A 14,548-nucleotide genomic window follows, 5' to 3' on the forward strand; every position below is an offset into this window, starting at 1 on the left:
CGGCGGTGATGTTGTTTTCTGTGACGACATTGCTCATTACGCACTCCCCTGTATTCGGGAAAAAGGCTTAAGCCTCAATGTCATGCCCGATGGCATGGTAACGACGGTTGAAATAGACCAGCCCGCGCGGCTGTTCGCTGATGCGAATGGCCTGCACCTGGCAGTAAAAGACCGAGTGGCTGCCGACTTCATGGCAATCGGCTATCAGGCAGTCGAAACTGGCCACCGAGGAACTCAGCACCGGTGAGCCACTGCTCATTACCTGCCAGCTGTCATGCAGAAAACGCTGGTCCGAGCGCAGGCTGGCGTTGGCAAACACGCCGGACAACTCCTGATGGCTGCTGGAGAGCACGTTGACGCACAACACCCCGTTGCGGCGAAAGTGTTCGTGGGCGTAAGAGTTGCGGTTCATACAGACCAGCAGGGTTGGCGGCTGATCGGTCACGCTACAGACGGCAGAGGCGGTGAAGCCAAATTTGCCCGCCGGGCCGTCGGTGGTGATCACCGATACCGCGCTGCCGAGCTGTGCCATCGCATTACGAAATTCAGTTTGCAGAGTCATGGGTGTCACCTTACAGATCGATAACTAAACGCCCGCACTTTGCGCGGGAACAGCACAGCAGGATTTGATCGCCGTCGGCTTTCTCTTCATCGGTGAGATAGTGGTCACGATGATCCACATCCCCTTCCAGCACGTCCGTTAAACAGCTGCCGCAGATCCCCTGCTTGCAGGAGACATTGACCTTCAGCCCGGCCTGGGCCAGGGCTTCGACAATGGTCTGGTTTTCCAGCACCTTCACGGTGATCCCGCTGGTAGCCGCCACCACATCAAAGGCCGAGCCGCCGGTTTGCACCTCGGCGCTAAAACATTCCTGATGGATTTGGCCCGACGAGTACCCCCGGGTTTGCGCCTGTTCGGCGACGGCATCCATCAGCCGCGTGGGGCCGCACACATACACGTGGGTATTTGCAGGCACATCGGTCAGCACCGCCGCCAGATCCAGGCGTTGTTCGTTGCTGAAGTGCAGTTGCACCTGCGCTGCATAAGGGGCACGTTCCAGCTGTGGGACAAACGCGGCCTGTGCACGCGAACGGGCGCAGTAGTGCAGTGTGAAAGCGCGCCCGGCGGCGTGCAGTTCAGCGGCCATCGCCAGCATCGGCGTGACCCCAATTCCCCCGCCAATCAGCAGGGTGTGCGCCGCGCGTTCGTCCAGCTCAAACAGATTGCGCGGCTCGCTGACCGCAATGGCATCACCTTCACGCAGGGCATGTACCGCAAGCGATCCGCCCTTTGAGCGCCCTTCTTTCAGGATGCCCAGCTGATAGTGCTGCCGGTCCTGCGGATCGCCGCAAAGGGAGTACGGGCGCACCAGTCCGGCGCTGAGATGCAGGTCGATATGCGCCCCCGCGCGAAAAGCCGGCAGTGCGATGCCCTCAGAATGCGCCAGGGTCAGCAGCACCACGTCGCCCTGCACCTCGCGTCGGATAACCTGTAATGTCAGCATGTTCACTCCTTAACGCATAAACAGGCCGCCGTTGATGTCCCAGGTCGCCCCGGTGACAAACGACGCCTGGGGTGAAGCCAGCAACGCAACGGCCTGGGCGACAAACTCCGCCTCGCCCAGTTTGCCCACCGGGATCATTTGCAGCAGCCCGGCCATCTTCTCTCCCGGAACCAGCGCGTGAACGGTGGGCAGATCCATCGGGCCTGGCGCGATGGCATTCACCGTTACGCCGGATTTGCTCAGCTCACGGGCAAAGACTTTAGTCAGCGTTAAAATGCCGCCCTTGGAGGCCGCATAGTGCGCCCCGGATGCCGTGCCCCCGTTTTGCCCGGCCAGGGACGCCAGGTTGATGATTCGGCCATAGCCCCGGCCGGCGAAATAGCGCCCCATCGTCTGGCACCCGATAAAGGTGCCGCGCAGATTGGTGGAGATCACCCGGTCGAATTCGTCGACGTCTATCTCCATCACCGGCGTGGCCAGCGTCAGCGCGGCGTTGTTCACCAGCACCTCCAGGCTGCCAAAGCGAGCGAGGGTGGCATCAAGCGCGTGGGCGAAATCCTGCGGCTGGCGGATGTCCAGCCCAAGCGCCAGCACCTTGCCGTTATCCAGTTCATCTGCCGCCTGCTGTGCGCGGCGGGCGTCTACATCGGTCAGCACCACCTGATAACCCTGCTCCAGCAGCGTGGCGGCAATAACCTGTCCCAGACCGGCGGCAGCGCCGGTCACTAATACGGTTTGCGTCATGGTCAGCTCCTCAGAGGATGTAGCCGATGCTGTGCAGCACATCGTCGCTGTTCACCAGGCGGATCACTTTTTGCTGAATAAGCCAGCGGCCATCCTGCTGCCGGAGGTGCCAGGTAATGTCCGCCGCATAGTGGCGGCTGTGGCCTTTACGGTGCTCCCACAGGGACTGCGCCCCCCGCACCACAATGCTGTCCCCGGCTGATTCCAGCACGCGAAAGCGCGACAGAGTGCGCAAGGTACGGGCACGCGGCGTGGTGGAGATCGACTCCCCGCTGTACAGACGTTTCACACGTTTTTCCCGCATATGGTGATCGTCACAGGCGTAGTTGAGGGTGTTTTTGAAATCCGTTTCGGCAGGGTCAATCGGCACCACGTACAGGCCATCGTGCTGCCACAGTTCAAGCCAGGTGTTGAATTCGCCCTGATCGAGCAAATCACCTTCGAGATTGATTACCGACATGGCGGTAAAGAGTGCTGAGTCAGGCGTTATCATTGTGCGTTCTCCGTCATGAGCTTTTTCCACTGCTGGTAGGCGGCGCGCATCCCGGTTTCGGCGCTCACGTCGCTGCGCAGGCCATCATCGGTGCGGTATTCCCCTGCCAGCCCACGGTTGAGCATGATCCAGAGATCGTTGCCCGAGGAGGCCCCGCGCTGAACGCGCTCCCAGGCCTCGGAGTCGTCCGGCGTGCCAAAGCCCATCGGCCCCTGGAAGTGTTCGTGCAGACGCAGACGCGCCTGGTTGGCGATTTCCGGCCCGCCATCCATGGTGATCACCGCGTGGTGAATTTCGGTTTCGTTGACGGACACCGGCTGAAGCACGCGGAAGAACGCCATCGAGCAGGCAATGTTCGGGAAGATATTGAGGTTAAAACCGGAGCCGCCGACCGCGCGCACAATACGGCGCACCTGCTCTTCGTCGTGGTCTGCGCGCAGGGCGTCTGCCAGTTCACTAAAGCGCTCCGGGATGGGCGCATCAAGGTTAGCGTCCAGATCCACCAGCTCCGGGATCATCACCATCACGCTGTGGCCGTTGCCTAAGTCTTCGACGTAACCGCTGCCGTCCACAAAATTCAGCATCTCTTCCGTCTGCTTATCGACTGAACTCAAAAACGAGCGGTGAACCACCGGGAAGTGGTAGCCGTCAGTGGTGTTTTCGAGCTGGATTTTCCAGTTGCCCGGGAAGCGGAAACGGTGTGCCGGGCCGGTTTTGATCGGGTAACCAGCCCCCTGCTTCATAAACAGATCCATCCACTTCTTCGCCACGCCGAGGAAATCCTCCAGCGGCTCAATCTGGTCATTAAAGGTGGCGAAAATCATCCCGGCGTACTGTTCGGTACGCAGCGACACCAGCCCCAGCTCGCCTTTTTCCAGCTGGTCGGCGTAGCTTTCCGGGTGCGGCACGCCTCGCAGGCTGCCGTCCAGCGCATAGCCCCAGCCGTGGTATGGGCAGACAAAGCTGTTGGTTTTGCCGCTGCGGTGCTCGCAAACGGTCGCGGCGCGGTGGCGGCAGCGGTTCAGCAGAGTGTGTACCGTGCCTTTGCGATCGCGCACCACGATCACCGGCTGTGTGCCGATCTCGGTGGTTTTAAAACTGCCGGTGTCCGGGATTTCACTGGCGTGGGCAACCCACACCCAGGTTTTGCTGAAGATCCTGTCCAGCTCCAGGCTGAACAGATCTTCCGAGGTGTACAGCGAGGTGTGTACCCGGTCGTGCTGCACCAGCGCCGCAATCTCCGCCGCCGTCGGCGTGGCTGGCGTGGTGGTATCGATATTCTTCACGTTGATGAGGTGATCGCATTGCATGTCCAGTCTCCTGCAAGTCTTATTTTTTATCCGGTACGGGAAGCACATCCGCCGCGTGCCAGTGATCAACCGGCCTGCTGAACAGATTGCGGGTCGTGAAATGGGCCATCGCCATGGCGTGCTCATCGCGCACGAAGGTGACGCGGATTTCCGCCGCATTCAGGTGTGCCCCGCCGGCACTGAACGCCGAGGTTTGCAGCATCAGCCAGCGGCCCTTCAGCTGCCCATCCGGCTCATGCCATATCGCCTCGGAGCACAAAAAATGGGCGTTCATGGCGAAGTGCGCAGGCTTGCGCACGTAACCGGCCATCATGGTGACGATGGCCTCGCGCCCCAGATGGCGCCCCAGGCGCGTGGCATAAGGTTCACCGATGCCCTCCCAGCAGGCATCGGCAGTAAACAAGGCGCCAATGGCCTGCACGGTTTCAGGGCTGTCGAGGCTGTCGCACAGGCGCATGTAGTCGCTTATACAGACGCGGGCGGCCTGGCAGTCTTCAAGCTGCTGTAAACGCAGCGCATCCTGGGCGTTCATCGCGGGCTCCGTTAGTTCTGGATAATCAGTTCACGGCCCACGCGGGCTTCGATTTTGCAGTACTTCCACAGCTTGCTGCCGCTGTCGCCTACCGGCGTGGTGCGGAACAGATTGCAGACGGCCGCCACGTTTTCCAGGCGCTCGGCATCTGCCAGCACGTAGGTTGTCCAGGGGGCGGTGGTCGATGGCCCGACCATCAGCTGATCGTCATCCATGTTGCCGATCACGCGGATCCCCGGCGTCTCGTCGATGCCTTTCATCATCACGCCAAAGGCGGCCCAGACCTGTTTGGCTTCGGTCGCGCTGGCGTCAAAAAAGTTCTGATTCACTCCGATACAAAACAGCACGCGTAAGGTGGTTGACTGGCTCATGTGTTGCTCCTTTCGTTAAAAATCACAGGTAACCCGGCAGAGGTTTGCCGCCGAAAAAGACCGTCCCGGCATTGAGGTACGAGAGGTCGCCCATAAAGGCGTGTTGGGTAATAACCAGCGTGTCACGTACGTAACGTTGCAGCGGGCTGCGCATGGTGACGCCGCCCATGCCGTTGAGCGCCAGCGCCTGACGCGCCACGTCGGCGGCCACGCGGGTCACGTGCGTTGAGGAAAGACGTAGTGCGTTAATTTGTTCGCAGCTGGCGTCATCGCCCGCCAGAAGCCGCTGCCACACGTCGTCGATGGCGTCGTAGAACCAGGCGCGCGCTGAGCGCAGTTCCGCCTCGCAGCGGGCAATTTGCATCTGTGCCTGCGGCCGGTCTGCCAGACGCGGTGCGCCGGTGACGGACTGCTGACGATGGGCGATGGCGTAGATCTCGTTGAGTGCGGCACGCGCCACACCGAGCGCCACCACCGACAGCACCTGGGTCGCCAGGGAAAGCACCGGGTAGCGGTACAGCGGCCCTTCCAGGTTCAGTGCGCCGCCGCGAATAAAGGTCCATTCGTTCGGAACAAAGGCGTCGTTTACCACCAGGTCATGGCTGCCGGTACCGGCCAACCCGACGGTGTCCCAGACCGGATCAATCTGTACACACTCACGGGGGAGTACCGCCATGCGCGGCAGAGCCTGATCGCCTTCCGGCAAAATGCCCACACCCAGCACCGTGGCGCCCATGCTGCCGCTGGCAAAGCTCCAGCGACCGCTCACACGATAACCACCATCGGCCTGGGTGGCTTTTTGGGTAGGGAAAATGCCGCCCGCAAAAACCACGTCCGGCCCGTCGCGATACAGTTCTTTCAGGGTATCCGGCGGCAATGCGCCCAGGTAAAACGGGCTCATGCCAAAGCTTGCCACCCATCCGGCCGAGCCATCGGCGGTAGAGATTTGTTCTATCAGCTCGCAAAATTGCGCCGGAGAGCATTCCTCCCCGCCGTACATTTTCGGCACCAGTGCGCGGTATACGCCCACCTCCCTGAAACGGGCGATCACATCGTCAGAAATATGGCGCTGGTGCTCAAAATCAGGGCTGCGTGCGGCAACATCATTCAGCAGCGAAACCAGCTCTTCACGAACCTGTACAGCAGACATAGCGACCTCCGAAAAGTTATCCGCGGCTGTCGCGAGGGCGAACGGGGCCGCAATGAGTCGTACTCACTGAGAAATCAGGAAAATGAAAACAGGGGGTGGCTAGTGGCGTCGTCGCGCCGTGAGCCATTCGGCAGCCTGCACCAGCAGACCATCGTGCCCTTTGCGGGCGACCAGTTGCAGAGCCACGGGGCGACCGTCGATCTCACCCACCGGTAGCGTGAGTGCGGGATGGCCGCTCAGGTTGAACGGGCGTACCAGTCGGGTCAGGTTGACCACTGTGAGCGGATCTTGTGCTTCCTGTAACGTGGGCGGCAGCTCTGGCAGTGTGGCCAGCGCCAGCAGCGGCGTCTGTTCGAGCACGGCATCAAGGTGTTGGCTAAAGGCCACACGGACCTTTTCTGCCTGCTCCAGCGCTTCGCGGCTGACGTCAGCTCCGGCGCGGATACGGGACGCCACGTCCGACGAGACAGCACCGCTTGCCAGCAGCGGGCCTAATGCCAGCCAGTTTTCATGGCTGATTAGCGTTAACCCCGCGCGGTGCGCCTCTTCCAGCAGGGGCAGCGTGATTTCCTGTGCAGAAACCCCGGCCTGGGAGAGTGCGTTCAGGATACAGGCGTCGATATCAGGCTCCGCTGCCAGCACAAACGCCACCGGCGGCAGGGAATTCAGCGGGGCACCAACCGGCACCGACAGGCGCGTCATGACCTGGCGCAGCACCGCGGCATCACGGGTGAAGACACCCACGCAATCGAGAGAGCTTTCGGCGGGCATGACACCCTGACGGCTTAACACGCCATAGCCTGGCTTAAGACCCATCACGCCGCAGCAGGCCGCTGGCATCCGCACGGAGCCGCCGGTATCGGTGCCGAGTGAAAAATCCACCTCACCGGAGGCCACCACCGCCGCCGAGCCGCTGGATGAGCCACCCGGGATCAGCGCCGGGAAACGTGGGTTAACCGGCGTACCGCAGCGCGGATTGATGCCCGTTACCCCGAAGGCCAGTTCATGCAGCGTGGTTTTGCCCGTCAGTACGCAACGGTTTTCCAGTAATTGCGACACGACGCCTGCATGGCGGCGCGCGGCAGGCGACGTTGCCAGCGCCGGGCAACCCGCCTGGGTGCGGTATCCGGCGATATCCAGCGTGTCTTTGACGGCGAAGCGCAGATCGCCTTCGCCGAGGATAAACTGCTCAGTATAACCATTGCTCTCTGAAACTGGCTTCATGATTGACACCTTGACCAGAAATGTTGAATCACATTCAGGCTGACAGTCATTGCTGTCTTTTTGTCCTGACTAACGTTAGGTCAATCATGGAAGAATTAGATGAAAATTCAAGTAATGTTTCACGTTAATTTTACGTAACAGTAACATTTTATTAACCATTCAATGTGCATGGTTAATCATTCATGGTGATGAAAAATAAAGCAAAAAAGACAAAAGCGGCAAGAACCACCGTTGCAAGCACTTGCAACAGCGGCTGAATGAAAGGCGATGTTTTACAATGAGTTAAAACGAATTTCTACGCAGGTCACAAATTTGTCATTCGGTTTTGTTGGCTTAAAGCTCGTTGAGATTATCGAGGACTTTTGCCAGGGAGAGGTTCATTTTGGCCACCTGATTACGGGTCATTCCTTTGAAGCCTTTCTCGAACACTTTGCCTGCCTGGGCCATCGCTTCTTCCACTTTTTGCCGGCCGGCGTCGGTGAGCATCACCTCTGTTACCCGGGCGTCATTTTCGCTACTGGCGGTGGTCACCAGGCCATCCTCCCGCAGCCGCCCGACGATTTTGGTCACCGTCGGCATTTTTGCCATCGCGTATTCGGAAATCTGCGAAATGCTCGCTTTGCCGTACTGGTGCGTCACCATCAGCACCCGGAAGCCAGAGACATCCAGCTGCGCTTTTTTCAGTGTAATTTCCATGATTTGCGTGTAGCGCGCATAGACATTAACAATCCAGTAGAAGGGAAATTCTTCACGATGAAAGGCAGGATCGGTGGCCTGTTCTTCGGCTGTTTTTTTTATATTACTCATGCGTTTCCTTACCAAAAAAAGCGGCAGATAACGCGATTATACCCTGCGAATCTGTGACGGCTATAGCACCATTGCAGCCAGCAAAACCCCAGGCGGCGATCCGGGGAGCTCCGGGTGCGATCCCCGTCTCATTATGATTCACAAATGCTATGCAATTAACAAATACGTATCATTTTTTGAACATTAATTTGACGCTTCATGTGGCGATTTTCTATACGTTAGCCGACCTGCACACTCATACTAAAAAACGCAATGTGGAGCTTTCATGAACGATAATGCCTCTGTAGAACAGACCCACAACGGAACGCTGGCCCCGCCAGCCACGGGAGATACCACTCTGGATCCCCGCCAGCAAGCCGTTATCAAAAAGCTGTTCCGCCGTTTAATTGTTTTTTTATTTATTCTGTTCGTCTTTTCCTACCTCGACCGCATCAACATTGGCTTTGCCGGGCTAACCATGGGCAAAGATCTGGGGCTGACCAGCACCATGTTTGGCCTGGCCACCACCCTGTTTTACGTGATGTATGTGATTTGCGGGATCCCCAGCAACGTGATGCTGAGTATTGTCGGCGCACGCCGCTGGATTGCCATCCTGATGGTTATCTGGGGGATTGCCTCCACCGCCACCATGTTTGCTACCGGGCCAAACAGCCTCTACGTGTTGCGAATGCTGGTGGGGATTGCCGAAGCCGGTTTCCTGCCCGGTTTGTTGCTCTATTTAACCTACTGGTTCCCGGCGCACTATCGCGCCCGCGCCAACGCGCTGTTTATGATTGCGATGCCGGTGACCATGGCGCTGGGTTCGCTGGCCTCCGGGTATATCCTGAATATGGACGGCCTGCTGAACCTGAAAGGCTGGCAGTGGCTGTTCCTGCTGGAAGGGTTCCCGTCCGTGCTGCTGGGCCTGGTGGTCTGGTTCTGGCTGGACGATAGCCCGGCGAAAGCCAAATGGTTAACGGATGATGACAAAGCCTGCCTGAACGAGATGCTGGAGGCGGACAAAGTGGCGGTGCAGAAAACACAGCTCGCGGCAAACACCGCGCCTGTGGCGCAGCGCAGCCTGGCGCGCGAACTCTTTACCCCGGTCATTATCCTCTACACCGTGGCTTACTTCTGCCTGACCAACACCCTCAGCGCGCTGAGCGTCTGGACGCCGCTGATTTTGCGCAGTATTAACGAAGCCAGCAGCAACGTGACCATCGGCATTCTGAGCGCCATTCCACAGGTCTGTACCATCGTGGCGATGGTCTGGTGGAGTAAGCGTTCGGACAGGCTGAACGAACGTAAAATTCACACCCTGCTCCCCTATCTGTTTGCGGCCGCTGGCTGGATGTTAACCGCCACCAGCACCACGCCACTGTTCCAGTTCACCGGGATAGTGATGGCCTCTGCCGGTGCCTTTGCCGCAATGGTGATTTTCTGGACCACGCCGGACCGGTTTATCTCCGTGCGCGCCCGTGCGGTGGGCATTGCGGTGATCAACGCCACCGGGATGACCGGCGCAGCGCTTGGCCCGCTGCTGATGGGCCTGATGAAAGACGCCACGGGGAATTTCAATGCCGGGATCTTCATGGTGGCCGGGTTCCTGGTGCTGGGGGCTGTGATAATCGCTGCGATCCCAATGGCAAAAAACGCGGCACAACCCGCACATTAAGCACAGCCCCGGACCCGAAACGGTATGTATCGTTTCGGGTTTTAATCGCAAAGATCATCAATACTCATGAGGGTTAACACCGTTAACCACGCCGAAAATTGAGTGGTATTCCCGTTATGTGAGAAAACACATCATGAGTAAAAACATTATCTTTTGTGCAGATGGTACGTGGAATGGGCCGAATAACGACGATAACAAGGACGATATTCCCGATTACACAAACGTTTTACGGCTGTTTAATGAGCTGGATGGCTCCGCCGATACTCCCGATATGTTTGTGCGCAATGAGCAGGAAAAAACCCTGCGAAATAAATCGGGGGTTGTTTTGCAGGTCAGTAAGTACATTCATGGCGTGGGAGATTCAAATAACTGGCTCGATAAAATACTGGGCGGCGTGTTTGGTGCGGGGATCATTGAGCGCATTGTGCGTGGATATACCTTCATCTGCCGTAATTACGACAGAGATGATGATATCTTTCTTATCGGGTTTAGCCGGGGAGCCTACACGGCACGGGCTCTGGCAGGGATGATTGGTGAATGTGGGCTTCTGGATAAAAACAAAATCGACCTCACTGACAAAGAGGAAGCCTACCGTCTGGGTACCGCGGTATGGCGACAGTACCGGCAAAAAACCAACGTTGACGGTTCGCTGTTAGACCGAATTATTCGCGATGCCCCGATGTTTTTGCATGAGCAGGTTGATCCGAACAAGATTATCTATTTTGTGCCGATTAAAGCCGTGACCGTCTGGGAAACCGTGGGCTCATTGGGTATTCCTGAATATATTAAAGACGCCCGTATCGACGCCTTCAAATTTGCCAGCACTGCGCTCGGGGGGCACGTCAAATATGGCCGACAGGCCATTGCCATTGATGAAATGCGTCTGGATTTTACCCCCACCTTCTGGGACAAGCGCGACAATATCGTGCAGCTCTATTTTCCGGGGATTCACGCGGATGTCGGTGGCGGTTACAGCAGCACCAATAATGGAACCGGATTATCGAACGGCGCTTATCTGTGGATCCGCACCGAGCTGGGTCAGCTTGGCGTGCATCTGGATCCTGTGCAGGTCAACGTAGATTTCAAAGGACCTATCCATTGCGAGTGGTACCAGATACCTTACAAGCTGGGCGTCCGACAGCTTCGACGTCCCGACAGCCCGGACCTTGCTATCCACAGCTCAGCGGTATCGAGAATGGCCTGGCCGACTCCGCTTCCCGTCCAGGATAACACCGGGATGTGGGGAGCGCAGCTATATCACCCGGCGTCGATACAGCCTTATGTCAATGCCAGCTGGCAACCGCTGAACGGGATTGTTATCCATCCCTGATTAAGCACAGCTGCTTCTTGACTTATTTTGCGATAAAGGTACTTTTCAGGACATGAAGAAGATCCTGATTATCGTTCCGGATGGCGGCATGTTGTTTGAAGCCGCCGGTATCGCCGACATTTTAATGCAGGCCAACCGGCTGCACCCGGAAGGCCTGCAACATCCCTGCTATCGCATTATTATCGCCACCACCCAGCCCCACCAGGTGATCCACGGCCAGTCCGGGTTAAACCTGCTGGCGGACTACCGCCTGCCGGAGCTTGATCCCCGCGAGCCACTCGACACCATCATCATTACCGGACGCGGGATGAATGAACTGGAGAGCACTGCGGTGGTCGACTGGCTGCATCTCGCTGCGCCGCACGCGCGCCGTGTGGCGTCGATTTGCGGCGGAGCGATGCTGCTGGCGCAGACCGGTTTGCTTGATGGCCGACGGGCAACGACCCACTGGCGGCTGCTGGAAACCATGCAGGCCACCTACCCTAAAATCAACGTTGAAGGCGGGCCGCTATACATTCAGGATGGCCCGATATGGACATCCGGCGGCGTTAGCTCTGGCTTTGACCTGACGCTGGCGCTGGTTGAAGATGATTACGGATTTAGCCTTGCGCGTGACGTGGCGCAGGACATGGTGATGTACCTGCGCCGCCCCGGCGGGCAGCTTCAGTTCAGCCGCTATAACCTGCATCAGCCCGGCGCTTCCGGACCGATAAATGAGCTGCAACGCTGGATCCTGCAGCATCTCACCGCCGACCTGTGCGTTGAGAATCTGGCGGAAAAAGTCGCCATGAGCCCACGTAACTTTACCCGTGTGTTCACCCGGGAAACCGGTGCGTCCCCGGCGCGATATGTCACCGAGGCACGGCTGGCGACGGCACGACAGTTGCTGGAACAAACCACAGAGCCCCTGGATCGCATTGCCGAAGAAAGTGGTTTTGGCAGCAGCATCAATCTGCACCGGGTGTTTGAAAAGCAGCTCCACCTCACTCCGGGCGAATATCGCCAGCGTTTTCACTGTCGCAAGATGGCGTAATGTGATCCTTTTTTGTCATTTACGCCATTTCACCTAAAGCCTACATTGACTCCAGACAACACAGATAAGGAGTTAATCATGGTTAAGGTCGGTATTAATGGCTTCGGCAGGATCGGACGTAATTTCTTACGCGCTGCGCTGGGTAACCCGGATATTCAAATTGCAGCAATTAACGATCTGACGGACAGCAAAACGCTCGCCCATTTACTGAAATACGATTCCTTGCTCGGTACCTTACCGGTTTCTGTTGAAGCGGCAGACGGCGCATTGCAGGTCGATGGCCAGCGCATCAGGGTGTTTAGCGAGCGTGATCCGGCAAACATTCGCTGGCGTGATGTGGGCGTGGACGTGGTTATCGAAGCGACCGGATTTTTCACCGAGCGCGAAAAAGCGGCGGTACATATCACCCGCGGTGGCGCGAAACGCGTCATTATCTCGGCACCTGGCAAGAACGATGACCTGACGGTGGTGATGGGCGTTAATCACGGGAATTACGACCCGGCTCAGCACTTCGTTGTCAGTAACGGGAGCTGCACCACCAACGGGCTGGCACCGGCGGCACAGGTACTGCATCAGACATTTGGTATCGAACACGGGCTGATGAATACCACCCACGCGTACACCAACAGCCAGGCATTGCACGACCAGCCGGAGAAAGATCTGCGCGGCGCGCGGGCGGCGGCCCTGTCGATTGTGCCTTACTCCAGCGGTGCGGCAAAAGCGCTTGGCAAGGTCATTCCTGAACTGGATGGCAAGCTGACGGGGTATTCACTCCGCGTACCGGTTCCGGTGGTGTCGATTGTGGATTTAACGGTAACGCTGAGTCGAAACGTGACCGCTGAAGAGGTTAACGCTGCCTTCCGCGAAGCCGCTGCCAGCGGGCCGCTGAAAGGGATCCTGGGTTATAGCGATGAGCCGCTGGTATCAAGCGATTATCAGGGTGACCCACGTTCTTCCATTATCGATGGTCTTTCCACGCTGGTGATTGGCGGCAATATGGTCAAGATCCTCGCGTGGTATGACAACGAATGGGGATTCTCGAACCGCCTGGTGGATCTGGCCGTACTGATGGATAAGAAAGGGTTGTAAGTGTCTGGTAATTGAGGTTAAGGAACATAGAGCTACCTTTCGCTTTATGTTCCTTGCTTCACTGTCACCACAATAGCCCGGTGGCGCTACGCTTACCGGGCCTACAAAGGCTATTCCGCCTTCACCTTCACGCCCATAAACACAATCACCATTGCCGTTACCAGCAGCAGGCCGCTTCCGGCAAATACGCCGCTGGCACCATTGAGATCAAATACCGCACCGCCGCCTGCCGCACCCGCACTGATGGCCAGCTGGATGGATGCCACCAGTAGCCCCCCTGCACTTTCGGCTTCATCCGGTACGGTGGTGGCAAGCCAGGTTGACCAGCCGACCGGCACCAGGCCAAACGCGAAGCCCCAGAGCGCCACCAGTAACCCATCCAGCATCGCCAGATGTCCGAACGCCACCATCATCAGCGCCAGGATCCCCATCGCGAACGGGACTAATGCCAGCGTCAGGCGCAGATTTCGGGCCAGCAGATGCCCGGCAATCGACGTACCGATAAAGTTCGCCACGCCAAAGCCCAGCAGGATCAGCGAAATACTTTCAACGCTTGCCTGCCCAACCGTTTCAAGGAACGGACGCAGATAGGTGAAGAAGGCAAAGTGACCGCTGAAAATCAGGATAGTCGCCAGCATCCCGCCAATCATGCCGGGACGGCGCAGCACGCGGAACAACGTCCCCAGGTTACCGCTGCTTTCCGGTTTCATGGAAGGCAGAACCCACAGCTGCCAGAGCAGCGCCAGCATACTTGGCAGGATGCAGAGGATAAATACGTTGCGCCAGCCAATAAGGCTGCCGAGATAGCTGCCCAGCGGAGCGGCAACCACCGTGGCAATCGACACGCTGGAGAAAATCACCGCCAGCGCTTTCGGCACTTTATCGGCGGGCACCAGACGCATCGCCGTGGCGGTAGACATCGCCCAGAAACCACCGATGGCCACCCCCAGTAGCAGGCGCCCCAGCAGCAACACCTGCAGGGTTGGCGCAAACGCGACCAGCAGGCTGGAGATAATTTGCAGCACCGAGAAAAACATCAGTACCCAGCGTCTGTCGATACTTTTGGTGGCTGAGGTGATCAGCAGCCCGGTCACCAGTGCCACCAGCGCCGTTGCGGTCACGGCTTGTCCGGCCATCCCTTCGCTGACGCCAAGACTGGCCGCCATCGGCGTCAGTAAACTGGCGGGTAAAAACTCTGCCGTTATCAGGCCAAAGACCCCCAGACCCAGTGAATAGACTGCTCGCCAGGCGGGCTTTGCGGGTGCAATGGCCTCTCTCGCCGCGACACATGAATTCATCTGTTGTT

Annotated in this window: 15 protein-coding genes; 4 read left to right on the forward strand and 11 right to left on the reverse strand. The window is 58.1% G+C overall.

Annotated elements, in window-relative coordinates:
- Window positions 1-67 precede the first annotated feature (67 nt).
- The 10 genes from N1249_RS12905 to N1249_RS12950 form a co-directional block, all read right to left on the reverse strand.
- A complete protein-coding gene (locus N1249_RS12905) occupies window positions 68-562 on the reverse strand; it encodes a flavin reductase (RefSeq protein ID WP_259829865.1) in 495 nt (164 codons plus the stop codon).
- A 10-nt stretch (window positions 563-572) separates the two neighbouring features.
- Window positions 573-1,505 (reverse strand): PDR/VanB family oxidoreductase, encoded by a 933-nt coding sequence (locus N1249_RS12910; RefSeq protein ID WP_259829867.1) that lies wholly within the window; start codon window positions 1,503-1,505, stop codon window positions 573-575.
- Between the two features lie 9 nt (window positions 1,506-1,514).
- Entirely contained in the window at window positions 1,515-2,249 is a 735-nt protein-coding gene (locus N1249_RS12915) for an SDR family NAD(P)-dependent oxidoreductase (RefSeq protein WP_259829869.1), read from the reverse strand.
- Window positions 2,250-2,259: 10 nt separating this feature from the next.
- A complete protein-coding gene (locus N1249_RS12920; RefSeq protein WP_409193177.1) occupies window positions 2,260-2,739 on the reverse strand; it encodes an aromatic-ring-hydroxylating dioxygenase subunit beta in 480 nt (159 codons plus the stop codon).
- A complete protein-coding gene (locus tag N1249_RS12925; protein ID WP_259829873.1) occupies window positions 2,739-4,052 on the reverse strand; it encodes an aromatic ring-hydroxylating dioxygenase subunit alpha in 1,314 nt (437 codons plus the stop codon). The genes N1249_RS12920 and N1249_RS12925 overlap by 1 nt, the downstream gene beginning before the upstream one ends.
- A gap of 19 nt (window positions 4,053-4,071) precedes the next feature.
- Complete coding sequence (locus tag N1249_RS12930) at window positions 4,072-4,584, reverse strand: nuclear transport factor 2 family protein (protein ID WP_259829875.1); 513 nt, start codon at window positions 4,582-4,584, stop codon at window positions 4,072-4,074.
- Between the two features lie 11 nt (window positions 4,585-4,595).
- Complete coding sequence (locus tag N1249_RS12935; RefSeq protein WP_166715748.1) at window positions 4,596-4,955, reverse strand: IacB protein; 360 nt, start codon at window positions 4,953-4,955, stop codon at window positions 4,596-4,598.
- 22 nt (window positions 4,956-4,977) lie between these two features.
- A complete protein-coding gene (locus N1249_RS12940; protein ID WP_259829877.1) occupies window positions 4,978-6,105 on the reverse strand; it encodes an acyl-CoA dehydrogenase family protein in 1,128 nt (375 codons plus the stop codon).
- A gap of 99 nt (window positions 6,106-6,204) precedes the next feature.
- Complete coding sequence (locus N1249_RS12945) at window positions 6,205-7,329, reverse strand: amidase (RefSeq protein WP_259829879.1); 1,125 nt, start codon at window positions 7,327-7,329, stop codon at window positions 6,205-6,207.
- A gap of 333 nt (window positions 7,330-7,662) precedes the next feature.
- Window positions 7,663-8,136, reverse strand: a complete 474-nt coding sequence (locus N1249_RS12950) for a MarR family winged helix-turn-helix transcriptional regulator (RefSeq protein WP_014070613.1) — start codon at window positions 8,134-8,136, stop codon at window positions 7,663-7,665.
- A gap of 265 nt (window positions 8,137-8,401) precedes the next feature.
- Between N1249_RS12950 and hpaX the strand changes: the two genes are divergently transcribed.
- The 4 genes from hpaX (at window position 8,402) to gap (ending at window position 13,242) form a co-directional block, all read left to right on the forward strand.
- A complete protein-coding gene (hpaX, locus tag N1249_RS12955; RefSeq protein ID WP_259829884.1) occupies window positions 8,402-9,790 on the forward strand; it encodes a 4-hydroxyphenylacetate permease in 1,389 nt (462 codons plus the stop codon).
- A gap of 133 nt (window positions 9,791-9,923) precedes the next feature.
- Window positions 9,924-11,120, forward strand: a complete 1,197-nt coding sequence (locus tag N1249_RS12960; protein ID WP_259829886.1) for a DUF2235 domain-containing protein — start codon at window positions 9,924-9,926, stop codon at window positions 11,118-11,120.
- Between the two features lie 52 nt (window positions 11,121-11,172).
- Window positions 11,173-12,153 carry a GlxA family transcriptional regulator gene (locus N1249_RS12965; protein ID WP_259829888.1) on the forward strand — a complete coding sequence of 327 codons (981 nt, stop codon included), beginning with the start codon at window positions 11,173-11,175 and terminating at the stop codon, window positions 12,151-12,153.
- Between the two features lie 78 nt (window positions 12,154-12,231).
- A complete protein-coding gene (gap, locus tag N1249_RS12970; protein WP_259829890.1) occupies window positions 12,232-13,242 on the forward strand; it encodes a type I glyceraldehyde-3-phosphate dehydrogenase in 1,011 nt (336 codons plus the stop codon).
- Between the two features lie 110 nt (window positions 13,243-13,352).
- Here gap and N1249_RS12975 read toward each other — a convergent pair whose 3' ends face one another.
- Window positions 13,353-14,540: an MFS transporter gene (locus tag N1249_RS12975; RefSeq protein ID WP_259829897.1), complete on the reverse strand. Its 1,188-nt coding sequence runs from the start codon at window positions 14,538-14,540 to the stop codon at window positions 13,353-13,355.
- Between the last annotated feature and the right edge of the window lie 8 nt (window positions 14,541-14,548).

It is taken from the genome of Enterobacter sp. CP102 (assembly GCF_025152625.1).
In the GTDB taxonomy this organism is placed as follows: Bacteria; Pseudomonadota; Gammaproteobacteria; order Enterobacterales; family Enterobacteriaceae; genus Enterobacter; species Enterobacter soli.